Genomic DNA, 16,298 nt, shown 5'->3' on the forward strand with positions numbered 1-16,298 from the left:
TGATCAATATCAATGCTTGACCTTGCCATCACGTCAAGGATCAGCATCCCCGCCATGAACACCATCACCACCCCCCCCAACACCGCGCCCGGGTCTGTGCACTCGCTGGACCTGGGCATTTCTGGCATGACCTGCGCAAGCTGCGTGGGCCGTGTGGAGCGTGCACTGCGCAAGGTGCCGGGCGTGCAGGAGGCCTCGGTCAACCTGGCGACCGAGTCCGCACGCATTGCCTTTGTCACGCAGGTGGGCGCCGACGCCGCCGCCATGGAGGCCGTGCTGCGCCGCGCGGTGCGCAATGCGGGCTACGAGCCGCGTGCGGCGGGGCAGGAGGATGCTCCGGAGGACTTGTCACCCTGGGCGGGCTTCATGCCTGTGGGCATTGGCCTGCTGCTGTCTGCGCCGCTGGTGCTGCCGATGAGCGGCGACCTGTTCGGCCAGCACTGGATGCTGCCCGCCTGGGTGCAGTTTGTGCTGGCCACGCCGGTGCAGTTCATCCTGGGGGCGCGGTTTTACAAGGCGGGCTGGCATGCGGCCAAGGCGCTGAGCGGCAACATGGATTTGCTGGTGGCGCTGGGCACCAGTGCGGGCTGGGGCCTGTCGATGTGGCTGTGGCTCACGGCCCCCACCGACCACCCTGGGCATGTGCCGCACCTGTACTTCGAGGCCTCGGCCGTGGTGGTCACGCTGGTGCTGCTGGGCAAGTGGCTGGAGGCACGCGCCAAGCGCCAGACCACGGCGGCCATCCGCGCGCTGCATGCGCTGCGGCCCGATGTGGTGCATTTGCTGACCAAGCAGGGCGAGGTGGATGTGCCGGTGTCCGAGGTGCTGGTGGGCGATCAGCTGGTGGTGCGGCCGGGGGAGCGCATCCCCGTGGACGGCACAGTGCACGAGGGCCACACGCAGGTGGACGAATCCATGCTGACGGGCGAGCCCTTGCCCGTGGCGCGTGATGTGGGCGCGGCGCTGACGGGGGGCTCAATCAACGGCGATGGCCGCATCGTGATGGCGGTGACGGCCGTGGGCGCCGAGACGGTGCTGGCCCAGATCATCCGGCTGGTGGAAGACGCGCAGGCGGCCAAGGCGCCCATCCAGCGGCTGGTGGACCAGGTATCAGCCGTGTTTGTGCCCGTGGTGCTGGTGGTGGCGGTGGTCACGCTGCTGGGCTGGCTGTGGATGGGCGTGGGCATGGAGGCCGCGCTGATCCACGCCGTGGCCGTGATGGTGATTGCCTGCCCCTGTGCGCTGGGATTGGCCACGCCGGCGGCCATCATGGCGGGCACGGGCGTGGCGGCCAAACACGGCATTTTGATCAAGGATGTGCAGGCGCTGGAGCTGGCGCACAAGGTGGACACGGTGGCCTTTGACAAGACCGGCACGCTGACCGTGGGCCAGCCCCGGCTCACGGCGTTTGAGGTGGTGCCCGGCCTGGACGACGCTGCGGTGATGGCGGCTGTGGCGGCGGTGCAAAGCGGCAGCGAACACCCGCTGGCGCGCGCGGTGGTGGCGGCCGCGGGCGAGCGCCAGATCCACGTGTCCACCGCGCAGGATGTGCGCGCCGTGCCGGGGCGCGGCACCGAGGGCGAGGTGGACGGCCAGAGCTACCTGGTGGGCAGCCTCCGCTGGATGCAGGAGCTGGGGGTGGGCCTGGGCCCGCTCGCGGTGCGGGCACAGCAGCTGCAGAACGAGGGGGCCACCGTATCGGCTGTGGCCCAGCGCGTGACGGAAGGGTTAGCGCTTCGGGCCCTGATGGCTTTTGGTGATGAACCCAAGCCCGGTGCGCGCGAGGCGCTGGCGGCACTGAAGGCGCGTGGCATCCGCACCGTGATGATTTCGGGGGACAACCGCGGCGCGGCCGAGGCCATGGCCCGGCGCCTGGGGCTGGACCCCGACGCGGGCGAGGTGATGGCCGAGGTGCTGCCGGGTGACAAGGCTGCGAAGGTGGTGGCATTGCAACAAGGGCCTGATGGCAAGCGCCATCAAGTGGCGATGGTGGGCGACGGCGTTAACGATGCCCCGGCCCTCGCGGCTGCGGATGTGGGCATGGCCATGGGCAATGGGACCGACGTGGCCATGCACGCGGCGGGCATCACGCTGATGCGGGGCGACCCGATGCTGGTGGCAGCGGCGCTCGATATCTCGCACCGCACGGTGATGAAGATCCGGCAGAACCTGTTCTGGGCGTTTGCATACAACGTGGCGGGCATCCCGCTGGCGGCCCTGGGCTTTCTGAGCCCGGTGGTGGCGGGGGCTGCGATGGCGCTGAGTTCGGTGAGCGTGATGGCGAATGCCCTCTTACTCAAGCGGTGGCGCATGTGATAAATACGTACAACACGGTCATCGATGTCTGGCAAACTGCAACGATTTGTTGCGAATCCGTGGCCTCGGGGGAGGTGCGACGGGCGCACAGGCATACCAATATATGAAGGACGACAGATCATGAATCTCTTCTCGCTCATGCGGCAGTTCACCATACGTTTGCGCATGCTGGGGGCCATTGGCGTGGTGCTGGGGCTGCTGGGGCTGCTGGGGGGCGCGGGCATGCTGGGCATGTTCCGCATCCACAACATGAGCCAGGACTTCATGGACCACTCGTTTGCCGAGGTGGGCTACATGGCTGAGCTGCGGGGCGAGATGGGGGCCATTCGCCAGTTCGAGAAGGACATGATCATTGGCTACGAAAAGCCCGAGGCGGTGAAAGCGGCACACGCCAAATGGCTGGAAAGCCAGGACAAGGCCAAGAAGATTGCGAACAAGTTCCTGGAAGGCGAGGAAGACTCTGACAACCCTGTGGTGCGCAACATCGTCAAGCGCCTGGACAGCTACCGCGAGCTGTTCGCGCACGTGGCGCGCCAGCTGGAGGCCAGCGGCTATGACACGGCCACGATTGCCAACCGCATGAGCGGCAAGGCCGTGGCCGAGTTTGCCGAGGCCGACAAGCTGATGGCTGAGCTTGATTCCGTGCTGCGCGCCGAGGTGGCCAAGTCGGTGGAGCAGCAGGGCGAGGTGTCTGACCAGACCAAGTGGCTGTTTGTGCTGGCCGTGCTGATCACCGTGGTGGTGGTGGTGCCCACCACGCTGATGAACATGAACTCCATCTGCCGCCCGTTGGAAGACGCACGCAGGATGGCGCAGGCGATTGCGGGGGGTGACCTGTCGCAGAACATCGCGGCCGAGGGCAAGGACGAAGTGGCCGACCTGCAGCGCGCTCTGCGCGACATGCAGCAGGGCCTGGGCGCGCTGGTGGCGCAGGTGCGCGATGCCAGCGGCAACATCGCCACGGCCAGCCAGGAGATTGCCACGGGCAACCAGGACCTGTCGCAGCGCACCGAGCAGACGGCCAGCAACGCCCAGGAGGCCGTGTCTTCGCTGTCGCAGCTGACCGCCACGGTGCAGCAGACGGCGTCGTCGTCGCAGATGGCGAACCAGTTGGCGGCCTCGGCCTCGCAGATGGCCACGCACGGCGGTGGCGTGGTGCAGCAGGCCGTGGCCAGCATGCACGAGATCTCCACCTCCAGCCGCAAGATCGGCGACATCATCGGCCTGATCGACTCGATTGCGTTCCAGACCAACATCCTCGCGCTGAATGCTGCCGTCGAGGCCGCCCGCGCGGGGGAACAGGGCCGGGGCTTTGCGGTGGTGGCCAGTGAAGTGCGCAGCCTGGCGCAGCGCTCTGCCGCAGCAGCCAGCGACATCAAGGGGTTGATCCAGAACAGCGTGACTGCCGTGGACGGTGGCGTGCGCCACGTGGAAGAAGCGGGCACGGCCATGAAGGACATCGTGAGCAGTGTGCAGCGCGTGGGCGACATCATTGGCGAGATCACGGCAGCGGCGTCCGAGCAGTCGGCCGGCATCGGCCAGGTGAATGGCTCGGTGGGCGAGATCGACCGCATGACGCAGCAGAACGCGGCGTTGGTGGAAGAGTCCGCCGCCGCCGCCGAATCACTTCGCGAGCAGGCCGCGCGGCTGTCGCAGGTGGTGCAGCAGTTCCATCTGGCTGACGATCGGCATTCCGTTGGCGTGCGGCAGACCGTCGCCCTACAGCACGGTACATCCATGGCGCTGGCGGCTCCATCCGTCCAGGGTGTTGACCTTGATTCGGCCATCAAGGCCCATGCGCAGTGGCGCACCAAGTTGCGCGACGCCGCCAAGAAGCATCAGCAGCTTGATGCCGACACGATCAGGCGCGATGACTGCTGCGAGCTGGGCCGTTGGCTGCATGGGAAAGGACAGGGGTCTTATGGCGCCTTGCCTGCCTTCCAGTCGTTGCTGGACAAGCACCGCGATTTCCATGAAGTGGCAGGCGCCATTGCCCAAACCATCAACCGGGGCAACTACGCGGACGCCGAACAGGCATTGGCGGGCAATACCCCGTTCTCGCAGGCCTCCAGCGCGGTCGGTGCCGCCATCATCCAGTTGCGCAACAGCCTTTGAAGATCGGGTATCCGGGCCGCAGCTGACGGACCGGATGATCCTGGCCTCGGATGGGTGAGGCGTCTTGGGGCCCCGGGCGTGGCAGCCCCGGTATCTCTTGATCTGCGTCAGGCGGTGTCGGCGCGCATCGTGGCAATCTTGAAACCCCGTATCACCCTGGGGAGTGCACCATGCCGTCGATCAGCCTGCGGACCATTCGCGAAGAGCATGCGTCGCTTGCGGCGGTGCTCCATTCCTTGCGCCTGATGCTGGACCAGGGCCCGGGCGATGCGCCTGCCGCGTTCTTTGACGTGATGCGGGCCATGCTGTTCTACATCGACGAGTTTCCCGAAAGGCAGCACCACCCCAAAGAGTCGCAGTGGCTTTTCCCCAAAGTGGCCGAGCGCGCGCCCCAGGCCGCTGAGGCCATTGCGCAGCTGGAGCGCGACCACGAAGGTGGCGAGGCAGCGGTGCGGGAGCTGCAGCACCTGCTGCTGGGCTGGGAGCTGATGGGTGATGGCCGCCGCGAGGCCTTCGCCGACGCGCTGCAGCGCTATGTGCGCTTTTACCTGGAGCACATGCGCACCGAGGAAACCGTGGTCCTGCCTGCTGCGCAGGAGTGCCTGCAGCCCGGTGATTGGGTGGCCATTGATGCGGCCTTTGCCAGCAACACCAACCCGCTGGCCCCGGGCAAGCCGCGCGATGCGGCGTATGACCGGTTGTTCACCCGCATCGTGATGCGGGCGCCCAGCCCGATAGGATTGGGTTCACCCCCCTGAGCGGCTTCGCCGCTCGGTGCTGGTCGCCAGAGGCGACAGCTCTTCGGGCCGTCCAAGCCTGCGCAGGCAGGCTTGGAGCCGCGGCCTTCAGCCCCCGCTCTCGCTACGCTGCGCGGGCAGTGGGACGCCGCCAGCGCACGCAAGCGCAGCGCTGCCTAAGCCGCTTGGCGGCCCTTGCGCGGCGGCCGCGTGCCTGGGCAGCGCCAGTTTCATCCGGCGTATGCCAAGCACCGCAGCTTTGGCTTTATCCCGCAGTCTCAGGCGCTCAGCGCCGGATAGTCCGTGTACCCCTCCGCCCCACCGCCGTACAGCGTGGCCCGGTTCACCTCGTTGAGCGGTGCGTTGGCTTTCAGGCGCGCCACCAGGTCGGGGTTGGCGATGAAGGGGCGGCCAAAGGCCACGATGTCGGCACCGTGGGCCAGGGCGGCATCGGCCAGTTCGCGGGTGTAGGCGTTGTTGACCATCCAGGCGCCCTTGCCACCGGCTGCGCGGTAGGCGGCCTTGAGAGCAGCGTAGTCAAACGGGCGGCCTTCCACCTCGCGCGGGCCGCCGGTGGCGCCTTCGATGATGTGGATGTAGGCCAGGCCCAGGGGCGCGAGCTGGCGCACCACGTGGTCGAACAGCGGCTGGGGGGCGGCGTCCACGATGTCGTTGGCGGGGGTGACGGGCGACAGGCGGATGCCGGTGCGGCCACCGCCGATTTCTTCGACGATGGCGCGGGTCACTTCCAGCAGCAGACGGGCGCGGTTGGCAATGCTGCCGCCGTAGTCGTCGGTGCGCTGGTTGGCACCGGTCTTGAGGAACTGGTCGATCAGGTAGCCGTTGGCCGCGTGGATCTCCACACCGTCAAAGCCTGACGCAATGGCGTTGCGTGCGGCATGGCGGTAGTCCTGCACGATGCCGGGGATCTCTTCGGCATCGAGCGCGCGGGGCATGGAGGTGGGTGTGAAGGTGGGCACGCCGTCCTTGATGAGCACGGTCTTGGTGTTGGCCTGCACGGCCGAGGGCGCGACGGGGGCGGCGTTGCCGGGTTGCAGGTCGGTGTGCGAGACACGGCCCACGTGCCACAGCTGCACAACGATCTTGCCGCCGGCGTCATGCACGGCGCGTGTCACCTTCTTCCAGCCATCCAGCTGCTCGGTGCCGTACAGACCGGGCACATCGGCATAGCCCTGGGCTTGTGGGCTGATGGCCGTGGCCTCGGAAATGATGAGGCCGGCACTGGCGCGCTGCGCGTAGTAGGTGGCAACCAGGTCGGTGGGGATGGCCTCGGGCGAGCGGTTGCGCGTCAGGGGCGCCATGGCAATGCGGTTGGCCAGCTGAAGGTCGCCCGCGCGGGTGGGTTCAAACAAAGAGGTCATGGTGAGGGTGTCCTGAGGGGCTGTGTGCAAGAAAAGCAGCCTTTCAGCTTAATGCTGCAGCGCAAAACGTGCAGCACACTTGCGTCAACAAGGGCACAGGTTTTGTGTTAGCCCGGTCCGCTGACTGTCGTGCCAGCGGCGCGGGGGCTGTTGCACGAGAATGGACCGCCATGCCCTTGCCACCGCCTTCCGCACCGTTGTTCGTCTCCCCGTTGCGCAGCCTGTGGCTGGCCGTTGCCTTGTCGATGGGCGCCGCTATCTCGCTGGGCATCACGCGGTTTGCCTATGCCTTGTTGTTGCCGCCCATGCGGGAAGACCTGGGCTGGTCGTACACGCTGGCGGGCGGCATGAACACGGTGAACGCGCTGGGCTATCTGCTGGGGGCTCTTGCCACGCCGCTGCTGTTGCGGCGCGTGGCCCCGGGGACGGTGCTGGTGGCAGGTGCGGTGATGGCCACGGTGTTCATGGGCCTGAGCGGATTTTTCACGCAGGCAGCGCCCCTGCTGGTGCAGCGACTGCTGGCCGGTGGTGCCAGTGCGCTGGTGTTCATTGCGGGTGGCTTGCTGGCGGCGCGGCTGGGCGCCCAGGTGCCGGGGCGCAGCGGTTTGCTGCTGGGCCTGTACTACGGCGGCACGGGCTGGGGCATCAGCCTGTCGGCCTTGCTGGTGCCTGCGGTCCTGGCAGCGGCCCCCGCACCGCACGGCTGGACCTGGGCCTGGTGGGCTCTGGCGCTGGCCTGCGTGGCGGCCACGGCGGTGCTGCTGTGGCCTGCGCGGGTGCTGAACTGGTTGGCCCTGCCCGTGGCTGCCGGTCTGGGCGCCCCATCGGCGGCCGCATCGCCCGAGCGGGTGCGTTGGCGGGCGCTGGCCCCGGCGCTGCTGGGTTATGGCCTCTTTGGCGTGGGCTACATCGGCTATATGACGTTTGTGGTGGCGCTGCTGCGCGAGCAGGGCCGGGGCGCGGGTGAGGTGACGCTGTTCTACGCCCTGCTGGGGCTGGCCGTGGTGCTGTCGTCACGCATCTGGGCTGGGTTGCTGGACCGCAGCAGGGGCGGTGAGGCGCTGGCCCGCCTGAATGCGCTGCTGGGCGTGGCCACGATCCTGCCCGCCATCACGGGCGCCTGGCCCGTGGTGCTGGCCTCGGGGCTGTTGTTTGGCGGGGTGTTCCTGTCGGTGGTGGCCTCGACCACGGCGCTGGTGCGGCACAACCTGCCGCAGGCGCTGTGGGCCAGCGGCATCAGCGCGTTCACCATCGTGTTTGCGGCTGGGCAGATCGTGGGGCCCACGGTGGTGGGCTGGATTGCCGATGGCGCTGGAGGCCTCGCGCGCGGGCTGGTGTTCTCAGCCTGCGCGTTGTGGGTGGGGGCGCTGGTGGCGTGGCGGCAGAAGCCGCTGTAGCGCAACTGGGGTTTTGGCCGCGCGTCGAGCTACGTGCTCCCAATCGATACTGGCGGGGCCTAGGCCAGGAACGCCGAGCAAGGGCCGCCCCGCAGCGAGGGTGTTGTCCCCCTGCCTGCGTAGCGAGAGCGGGGGGAAGGCGCGCAGCGCCTCAGGGGGGTGTCCCTATTTCAGCAGGCCTTCTGCCTTCATGGCCGCCTGCACCGCAGGCCGTGCACCCACACGCTCGCGGTAGGCCGCCAGATTCGCCAAGCCGGAGATGTCGAGCTTGGTGGGTTGGGTCCAGTTGGTCACGGTGAACAAGTAGCCGTCGGCCACGGTGAACTGGTCGCCCATCAGGTACTGCTTGCCCGCCAGCTGGCCATCTACCCACTGCAGGCGTTGCAGCAGCCGCTCGCGCACCATGGGTTTGTAGTCCTCGGGGGTGGCGGGGTTGAACAGGGGGCTGAAGCCTTTGTGCAACTCGGTGCCGATGAAGGTCAGCCACTCCTGCAGGCGGTAGCGCGCCAGGGTGCCGTTGGCGGGGGCCAGTTGCTTGTCGGGCACTTGGTCGGCGATGTATTGCACGATGGCCGGCCCTTCGCGCAGGCGCTCGCCGTTGTCCAGCTCCAGCACGGGCACGTAACCCAGCGCATTGATGGTGTAGTAGTCGGTACCATCCTGCAGCTTGTGGCTCTTGGTGCTGGCCAGCACGGGGGTGTAGGCCAGGCCGGCCTCTTGCAGGGCGATGTGGGGAGACAGGGAGCAGGCGCCGGGGGAGTAGTAGAGCTTCATGGATCGGTCCTTGAATTCGTGAAAGAGTGACAAACGGTGAAGCTGTCGATGCTATGCGCTTCGCTGTTTTTATGTCGGCCGACAGTGCGTGGTGGCCTCGGTCATTCCTCTGCGGCCCTCACCCTGGTAAAAATCTGTAACCCGCGCAGCCCGCCTCCTGCATTCCCCGCGCGTAGAATGCTCCTGATTTAGTAGCTGCTTGCGCATTCTCCACAGCCCCTACAGCACGATTCCTTGCATTCACCGCCGCCCACACTGGCCCGTCCCATGTAGGGGTCATTCCTAGCTAGGAACACTCCTAGCTAGGAGCCTTCCCAGTTTCGCGCGCTGATGCCTGTAGGCACAGTCGCGCGCCATGCAAGTCGCCCCCTCAGCCTCCACCTACGCTCCCGCCCCTGGCGACCTGGCCAGCCAGCCCGCCCCTGGCAGCGCATTCAACAGCTACACAGACCAACCCCAGGACAACGCTGGCGCCTTCACCGACAGCGGCCCAGGCGGCTACGCCCAGCCCGATCCTCAGTACCCCCAGGCTGACCACGCCCTGGCCAGCACCTCCCTCTTCGCCCCCACCGACCACACCCCCAGTACCACGCTGGCCCTGATGGTGCAGGCACAGACCAAGCCTCTGCTGGTCACCCCTGAGAACGCAGCGGGCCTGGGCATCGACCTGGTGAGCACCAAGCCCCTGACCGTCACCCCTGAGAACGCAGCGGGCCTGGGCATCGACCTGGTGAGCACCAAGCCCCTGACCGTCACCCCGGAGAACGCAGCAGGTCTCGGCATCGAGCTGGTGCAGACCAAACCCCTGCAGATCACCCCCGAGAACCCAGCCATTGGCACCGTCGGCGCCCAGGCAGCAGCCCCCAACGCCAGCCCCACCGAGATCGCCGCCCTGGAACTGCTGCTGGCCGAGCCCGCCAACCAGGACATCATTGCCCAGTACGGCCCGCCCCTGCGCCCGCTGAACACCGACACCAACGTCGGCCAAGGCATCCTTGCGCGCTTTGGCCCCGACCTGGGCGCGCGCCTGACCCAGCTGCAAGAAGCCCAGGATGGCGTGCGCAACGAATACCTGCACGCACTCGACCAAGCCACCCAGAGCCCCGGCCCCGACACCCCGGGCAGTCAATGGGTCCCTGGCACCGGGCAAGGCGAGACCGCCGAGCCTGGGCGCTGGACACTGGACCCCGCAGCGTTCTCGCGCCACTACGCCCAAGGCGACAGCCTGGCCCAACGCGCCTTTGCCGACATGCACGGCCAAGACCCCCTGGTGTTCCATGAGGGCAGGGAAGGTGACGCCCACAGCGAACCCAGCTACCACACGCTAGGCCCCTTCAGGCTGGCCCAAGGCCAGCCCTACGGCAGCGACTCCAGCCTGCCTGACGCCTGCCTGCTGCGGGACTACACCCAACTCAGCCCAGAACACAGCGCAGACCTTATCAACAAGGAATACCTGTGGTTTGACCCCGTCAACGGCTGGAGCACCAGCGCAGACAACATCCAGGCCCCGACGGGCTTTCTGGACAAAGCCCTGCCCGTCGCATTCAGCGCACTGATGTGCATGGTGGCCTTGCCGCCTGTGGGCACCCTGCTGTCACAGGCAGGGGCAGGCACCTTCGTTCAAGGCGCTGCCATGGGGGCCATGGGCAGCGCGATCTCCCAGACGGTGATGACCGGCGGAATCGACTTCGGCAACCTGCTGCGCTCGGCCCTGACGGGAGGCATTGCAGGCAGCGTCATGCAATACACAGGCCTGAAGGACATGCTCGACAGCGCCGACCTGGCCAAGAGCAGCCTCGCACATCTGGGCAAGGCGGGCCTCACGGGGTTATTGCAAGAAGCCACGGGCGGCCAATTCAAAGACGGCTTCATGAACAGCGCCCTGGCCAGCATCGCGCAAGGGGTGGGAGACCATCTGAATCAGCAGATCGGCGAGCTCCAGGACATCAGCCCCGAGCAGGTCAGCGTGCTCAAGCTCCTGAGCAAAGCTGCCAGCAGCGCATTGAAGATCGCGGGCACCAACGACCCGGCGGCGGGGTTTGCGAGCGAGTTTCTGAGCGGAGTGCTGGGCGACGGGCTCCAGGGGGCGCAAGGAACGGGGCAAGGGCAGGAACAGAGCCAGGTGGGGAATGAGGGACAACCGGGACAAGCTGCACAGCCAGGAGACAGGCCCTCCAGCGACTGGGTGAAGAACCTGGGGGCCAGTGAGGTGGATGCGCAGACGGCGCAGTGGGTAGAGGCATTTGCCAACCCCGCCACATTGCCATCGTCGCAAGGCATCCAGGTCGCATCAGCCCCCAACGGTACAGTGGGTGATGCGGGTTACTTTGATGACAGTGGCGCTTACATAGAGCCCGCCCAACTGATCTGGCCTGACGGCACCACCAGCACGCTGGCACAAAGCAGCAATGGCGAGCCCATGCTGTCAGAGACCGAGGTGCGTGAGACTGCGCAGCCGATGCTGCCAGAGGACTTTCGCAGACAAGAGATCGAGTATCGCAACAGCACAGAGGTACAACCACCACAGTACAGCTTCACGGAACTGGTGGAGATGTCCCACAGCCCCGTTGACAGCTACAGTGCCCAGGAGTACCGGGACGCCGCCGCGCAGTACCGAGCGAGCATGGGAGAGGACTTCCGGCGGGACAGCATCTACAACGGCCTGTGGACCCGAGCCGCAGCGTTGGACGCTGCAGCAGGCGGCGGATGGGGGCAAGAGGTGATCAATGACATCACCGGCTTTGCGACGGAAGAAGGGCTGCATGCACAGACGGGGGTGGCGATAGGTGGTGCGCTGGGTCGAGGTATCGGCAATGGGCTTGGCAACAGAGTTGACAATGCGCTGGGGGCCGTCGACAAGACGCCGGATGGAGGGCCTCAGGCGGGGTCGGGTATTGGCGGTGTGGTGGCCGAAGGCGCAGGGGATGCTGCCGCAAGAGGAGCTAGTAGGTCGCTGTCAGAGTTGATCTTAGAACGTCCATCGAGCAACCAATGGGGGACTCTTGAAAATGGCACTAACCAGGGCGTAAAGCATTTTGCTGGCTATTGGGAAAAATTTCCTGAACGTATTCCATCGCTTGAGACCCGACTTGGATTGGAAGCCGGGACTTTTGGTAAGTCTCAAGAAGGATTTGATGCATTCACCAATGCCGCCGAATCAGTGGTTAAAAATGGTGAAGCAAGACACTTAGATAATGGAAAATCCATTTATTTCGTTAAAGGTGTCGAGAATTTAAATAAAGGTGTTCTTGTTATCGTGAAAGATGGGAAATTTCAGACAATCATGCCAAGCGATCCAAAGACCTTTATGAAAATGGAGTGATGTCATGAAAATTAGTGGAAAAATTAAGAGCATTGACGTCGACGGATATGAGCGACTCTTATCAATTCAGACGGACGATCGATTGGTTTGGTGCAATCTTGTCCAACCAAATGAATATTTAGAGCCAGGGCAGTCGTCCATTTATTTAAAGATGGATGAGCCTGTTCAATTGAAAGTTGGATTATTTTTTATCGCCGATCATAGGGTGCTTGAAGGCAGGGCTGATAACGCGATGAGCCAAGACGCTTATGGGTCGCCTCATGCGATTGTGATCGGTGAAGTTATCGGGAAGATATCCTCGGACACCTATTTAATTGAAATTGAAAAAAATGATCAAATTGAAGCTCAGTTTGAGTCTAATTTGGAACTGAATATTGGAGACTACATTCGCGTAGCAGGAGAGCTAGCTGTCCAGGACGGTGTCTCTCTGTAAATGAGTGCGGAGTGCTGGAGGGCGGTTTCAAATCTGAAGTGCAACACCCTCACCGAGGGTAATGTACGCAAATGGGAACGAGATACGAACACTTGCAGCCAGAAGAGAGAGCGGGCGCCGGGGTCAAGTCTTGCATCTTGCCCCCTGGCATTCATGCACTTCAAGCCAAATCAGGCTACAGCGATTAATCATCAAGCGCAAGAAGCTATCAATTAGATAGCGTTTCTCAGCTAGGTGTCGCATCTCCGACGATCATATGGTCGCTCCTGCACAACGGCCCAACTGGCAAAGGGTGGCCCATCTTTCCAGGCACCCTCCCGCTCAACTCGCACAACCAGATCGGCCTTGTGGTCACCCTCGGCATCAGCGTTGACACCGTTAGGGCCTTCTGGTGCGTCCGCTGTCGGGGGCTGTAGGACGTCTCAGGTATTCCAGCCTGGCAGGTCGCGCTGCACCTTGCGCAGCAGTGCAGGCCAGGCAAAGGCGCCGCCCAGGCCGCCCGTCTGCACACGCATGGCCTGGGCCACGCCGCTCACGATCTGGGGGTTTACGGCGATCAACTCGCCACCTGCCTGCGCGTCGATCTGAATGCGGCAGGTGTTCTCGAAGGTGTACATCGACAAGAACGCGTCGGCAATCGTCTTGCCCACGGTGAGCAGCCCGTGGTTGCGCAGCATGAGGAAGTTGGCCTCACCCAGGTCGGCCTGCAGGCGTGGCTTTTCTTCGTCGCGGAAGGCCACGCCCTCGTACGCGTGGTACGCCAGCGAGCCCAGCACGAAGGTACTTTGCTGGCTGATGGGCAGCACGCCGCCCTTCTGGGCGCTGACGGCCACACCGGCACGCGTGTGGGTGTGCAGCACGCAGCCCGCCTCAGGCCGCGCCTCGTGCACGGCGCTGTGGATCACAAAACCGGCCGGGTTCACCGGGAAGTGCGAGTCGTGCAGCTTGTTGCATTGCATGTCCACCTTGATCAGGCTCGATGCCGTGATCTCGTCGAACATGAGGCCATAGGGGTTGATGAGGAACTGGTGCTCGCCCGGACCCGACACCGATTCGGGCAATTTGGCGCTGATGTGGGTGAAGACCAGGTCGCTCCAGCCGTACAGCGCAACGAGCCGGTAGCACGCGGCCAGGTCGCAGCGCAGCTGCCATTCTTCGGGGCTGACGCTTTCTTGCAGCGAAGGGATGTTAAGCATGGGGTGTCTCCGATGGTGGGGGTAGGAGACCCCACTGTAGGGCGGTAGGGCGGGCGGGTCTGTCAGGCAGGCTACAGGTGTTGCGCTTTTTGTGGATGCTATGGAAATAATAGCTTCCTAAGTCCATCCATCAAGCGCCAGGGCCGAATTTTGTTCAAATTCCTGTGCCCTGGGGCCCTGCCCGGTCTATCAGCGCCCGTGTCCTTGCTGCTGCCGTATCTGGCGCCGCCCCAGCCAGCCCAGTCCCAGGGCCGCCAGCACCAGCATCCATGGATCGTTCACCGGAATCCCCGTGGAGAGGGCCATCACTTGGAGGTTCAGTGTGATGGTGGAGGACAGGCCGTTGGCGTCCGTGACCTGGATGACCAGGACATAGAGTCCCGGTGTGGTCGGTGTTCCGCTCAGCAGGCCGTTGGGCCCCAAGGTCATGCCCGGGGGCAGGGGGCCGGAGTTCACGGTGAAGGTGTAGGGGCCGGTGCCGCCGGTGACCTGGATCTGTCCACTGTAGGCGGTGTTCGCGACCAGCACGGGCGGAGGGGTGATGGTCAGCGCACCTGTCACGGTGCCTGCACCCAGCAGGTCCAGCTCGCGCCCCAGGGCGTCGGACACCGTGATGGTGAAGCTGTAGGGCGCCGAGCTGGTGGGCGTGCCCGTGAGATCGCCCGTGCCCGACAGGCTCAGGCCCGCCGGAAGAAGCCCTGCGCTGACGAGGAACTGGTAGGGCGCCACACCATCGCTGCCGACAAAGGTCACGCTGTAGGGCACGCCCAGCGCGGGGGTGGGAATGCTGGACGGGGTAACGGTGATGTCCTGCGCGGCGGCGCTGGCGGCCCACAGCACCAGGCTGGCAACGCCGAGCCATGTGGTGAAGCGGCGCAAGCCGTGGCGCAGTGCCTGCGCTGCGCGGGCCATCATCGCGCGCTCCCGTTTTTGCGTGCGAGCTGTTGCTCCAGGGCCGAAAGGCGTTCCGCCAGGGCCATGAGTTCTGCATCCTTGGCGTCCAGCTTCTGGTGGAGGGCCTGGACCGTGGCGGCCGCAAGGCCGGCGACATCGCTGGGCGCAAGCGTCCGGGGGCTGGCGCCCACCTGAAAGCGCTGGTGTACATCCTCGGCCATGGGCCCCAGGTGCAGGCTGGCATTGAGATCGCTCAGATAGCGCCAGGCATACAGCGGCAGGTTCAGCACTTCGCCAAGGACTGCATGGACCGGGGCCGGGCTGATGTCGTGTTTGAGCGTGCGGCTGGAGCCCTGGCTGAGCGTGCCGGCCACCACCAGGCCGCCGCCTGTCTGCATCGACAGCGCATTGCTGCCACTGCCGCTGGGCGCCAGGCTGAAGGCCGAAGCCGTAGCGTGTTGCGTCCAGTACGCGGTGCCTGTGCCATGTGCAAGCCGCGCAGCGATGGCGCCGTTGTTCTGCAGCTCCATCTGCACGCGGGGCAGGGCGGTGGCGCTGGTGTTGTCCACCAGCAGGGCTCCGCTGCCGTCCGCGCGCCGCAGGTGCAACGGGGCAGCAGGGCGCGGCGTGCCCAGGCCCACGCTGCCGTTGCCCGCAATATCAACGCTGGCATGTGGCGCCCCCGGCCGGATGCGCAGGGGAAGGAGGGAGCCTCCGGTGACATCGCGCACGAAGAAATTGGCTTCGTTGCCCGCCACATCCCAGGTCTGGGCTGTGTAGCCGTCAGTGTTGTTCTGCTCTTGCCGCAGCGCCGGGGTGTTGGAGGACAGCACATGCAGATCAAGCACGGGTACGCCGGTGCCCACCCCCACGCGCCCTTGCGGGTCCACAACCAGACTGTTGGCGGGCGCTCCGGCCAGCCAGCGCACGGGGGTCAAGCTGCCTGTGACATCGTCGATGCCGAGGTAGCTGGCCCCGCCGCTGGCGCTGTCGTTGGCGATGATCTGCCAGTCGTTGCCGGGAAACGCGCCCGCACTGGTGTCTTCAAACTTGATGCGCAGGTTGTTTTCCTTCAGGCGCAGGGTGTCGAAGCCAAAGCTCTCGTTGTTGACGCAGTCAAACCCCATGCAGATGCTGCCTTGCACGATCTGGTCGTCGGCGACCAACTGGTCTTTGGTGGCAAGGCGGAGGGTGCGGGCGGCCTTTGAAGATGGGGCGGACTGCGCGGCGGGGCCGTCGGCTGTATCCCCTTCGCCCGGGGGCAAAAGTGCGGGTGGCAGCACAAACGCACCGCCCGCCACCGACACGTTGCCGGCCAGCATGGCGCCCCTGGGCCCGGCAGCGCTGGAGGCACCCACGGGGTTGGCCGCCACGGGGGTTGCATCGTCGGGCCGCACGGCAGCGGTGGTGGGGGCCAGCGTCAACTCGTAGGTGTAGCGCCCGTCGGGCAAGGGATGGTCTTGCAGCGACAACACCAGCGGGCCGGACAGCACCAGGTCCTGGGGCGCATCGCCCTCGCGGGCGATGCGCAGCACGGCGCGGCCATGGGGTGCGGTGGGGGTCCACTCCAGCCGGGTGGCCTGAAGCCGTGCCGCAATGGCGGGGGGCTGCACTTCGCTGCCGGTTTGTGCGTGCACGAGGGGTGGGCTCAGCAGGGATGCCAGGGTGGCGGCAACCAGGGCGGCAGCGCGCGGCCGCAGCCTGGTCAGGAGGGGCAAGCAATGGTGGGCAG

10 protein-coding genes and 2 pseudogenes are annotated in these 16,298 nt (G+C 65.5%); 7 read left to right on the forward strand and 5 right to left on the reverse strand.

Translation table 11 applies throughout. The annotated features are described in order from the left end of the window. Window positions 1-54 precede the first annotated feature (54 nt). From C8C94_RS18570 to C8C94_RS18580, 4 genes and pseudogenes are all read left to right on the forward strand, one after another. Window positions 55-2,316, forward strand: a complete 2,262-nt coding sequence (locus tag C8C94_RS18570; protein WP_121421757.1) for a cation-translocating P-type ATPase — start codon at window positions 55-57, stop codon at window positions 2,314-2,316. A gap of 120 nt (window positions 2,317-2,436) precedes the next feature. Next, window positions 2,437-3,999: pseudogene (locus C8C94_RS18575) on the forward strand (methyl-accepting chemotaxis protein); the annotation flags it as partial. A gap of 123 nt (window positions 4,000-4,122) precedes the next feature. Beyond that, window positions 4,123-4,431 (forward strand): annotated as a pseudogene (locus C8C94_RS25925) (CZB domain-containing protein); the annotation flags it as partial. Window positions 4,432-4,601: 170 nt separating this feature from the next. Next, on the forward strand, window positions 4,602-5,189 hold the full coding sequence (locus C8C94_RS18580) for a hemerythrin domain-containing protein (RefSeq protein WP_121421759.1): 588 nt from the start codon (window positions 4,602-4,604) through the stop codon (window positions 5,187-5,189). Between the two features lie 257 nt (window positions 5,190-5,446). Here C8C94_RS18580 and C8C94_RS18585 read toward each other — a convergent pair whose 3' ends face one another. Next, window positions 5,447-6,550 (reverse strand): alkene reductase, encoded by a 1,104-nt coding sequence (locus C8C94_RS18585; protein WP_121421760.1) that lies wholly within the window; start codon window positions 6,548-6,550, stop codon window positions 5,447-5,449. 170 nt (window positions 6,551-6,720) lie between these two features. Here C8C94_RS18585 and C8C94_RS18590 point away from each other — a divergent pair, with 170 nt between their 5' ends. Continuing rightward, complete coding sequence (locus tag C8C94_RS18590; protein ID WP_121421761.1) at window positions 6,721-7,947, forward strand: YbfB/YjiJ family MFS transporter; 1,227 nt, start codon at window positions 6,721-6,723, stop codon at window positions 7,945-7,947. Between the two features lie 165 nt (window positions 7,948-8,112). Here C8C94_RS18590 and gstA read toward each other — a convergent pair whose 3' ends face one another. Beyond that, the gene (gene gstA, locus C8C94_RS18595; protein WP_121421762.1) at window positions 8,113-8,721 is read right to left on the reverse strand and encodes a glutathione transferase GstA; all 609 of its coding nucleotides are present in this window, start codon (window positions 8,719-8,721) and stop codon (window positions 8,113-8,115) included. A gap of 355 nt (window positions 8,722-9,076) precedes the next feature. Here gstA and C8C94_RS18600 point away from each other — a divergent pair, with 355 nt between their 5' ends. Further along, the gene (locus C8C94_RS18600) at window positions 9,077-12,043 is read left to right on the forward strand and encodes a hypothetical protein (RefSeq protein ID WP_121421763.1); all 2,967 of its coding nucleotides are present in this window, start codon (window positions 9,077-9,079) and stop codon (window positions 12,041-12,043) included. Between the two features lie 4 nt (window positions 12,044-12,047). Beyond that, window positions 12,048-12,476: a hypothetical protein gene (locus tag C8C94_RS18605; RefSeq protein WP_147433278.1), complete on the forward strand. Its 429-nt coding sequence runs from the start codon at window positions 12,048-12,050 to the stop codon at window positions 12,474-12,476. A gap of 422 nt (window positions 12,477-12,898) precedes the next feature. Here the strand turns inward: C8C94_RS18605 and C8C94_RS18610 are convergent, their stop codons facing one another. The 3 genes from C8C94_RS18610 to C8C94_RS18620 form a co-directional block, all read right to left on the reverse strand. Continuing rightward, on the reverse strand, window positions 12,899-13,672 hold the full coding sequence (locus C8C94_RS18610; protein WP_121421765.1) for a class II aldolase/adducin family protein: 774 nt from the start codon (window positions 13,670-13,672) through the stop codon (window positions 12,899-12,901). Between the two features lie 189 nt (window positions 13,673-13,861). Then, window positions 13,862-14,587 carry an Ig domain-containing protein gene (locus tag C8C94_RS18615; protein WP_121421766.1) on the reverse strand — a complete coding sequence of 242 codons (726 nt, stop codon included), beginning with the start codon at window positions 14,585-14,587 and terminating at the stop codon, window positions 13,862-13,864. After that, window positions 14,584-16,203 (reverse strand): tail fiber domain-containing protein, encoded by a 1,620-nt coding sequence (locus tag C8C94_RS18620; protein WP_147433279.1) that lies wholly within the window; start codon window positions 16,201-16,203, stop codon window positions 14,584-14,586. Before C8C94_RS18620 ends, C8C94_RS18615 begins: the two co-directional genes overlap by 4 nt. Window positions 16,204-16,298: the final 95 nt, after the last annotated feature.

Origin of the sequence: Acidovorax sp. 94 (genome assembly GCF_003634645.1) — a bacterium.
Classification (GTDB): domain Bacteria; phylum Pseudomonadota; class Gammaproteobacteria; order Burkholderiales; family Burkholderiaceae_C; genus Acidovorax; species Acidovorax facilis.

Excerpts from the sequence above, each read along its gene's own strand:
- C8C94_RS18570 (WP_121421757.1), top strand. The coding sequence starts at position 55 with ATGAACACCATCACCACCCCCCCCAACACCGCGCCCGGGTCTGTGCAC.
- C8C94_RS18580 (WP_121421759.1), top strand. The coding sequence starts at position 4,602 with ATGCCGTCGATCAGCCTGCGGACCATTCGCGAAGAGCATGCGTCGCTT.
- C8C94_RS18585 (WP_121421760.1), bottom strand. The coding sequence starts at position 6,550 with ATGACCTCTTTGTTTGAACCCACCCGCGCGGGCGACCTTCAGCTGGCC.
- C8C94_RS18590 (WP_121421761.1), top strand. The coding sequence starts at position 6,721 with ATGCCCTTGCCACCGCCTTCCGCACCGTTGTTCGTCTCCCCGTTGCGC.
- gstA (WP_121421762.1), bottom strand. The coding sequence starts at position 8,721 with ATGAAGCTCTACTACTCCCCCGGCGCCTGCTCCCTGTCTCCCCACATC.
- C8C94_RS18600 (WP_121421763.1), top strand. The coding sequence starts at position 9,077 with ATGCAAGTCGCCCCCTCAGCCTCCACCTACGCTCCCGCCCCTGGCGAC.
- C8C94_RS18605 (WP_147433278.1), top strand. The coding sequence starts at position 12,048 with ATGAAAATTAGTGGAAAAATTAAGAGCATTGACGTCGACGGATATGAG.
- C8C94_RS18610 (WP_121421765.1), bottom strand. The coding sequence starts at position 13,672 with ATGCTTAACATCCCTTCGCTGCAAGAAAGCGTCAGCCCCGAAGAATGG.
- C8C94_RS18615 (WP_121421766.1), bottom strand. The coding sequence starts at position 14,587 with ATGATGGCCCGCGCAGCGCAGGCACTGCGCCACGGCTTGCGCCGCTTC.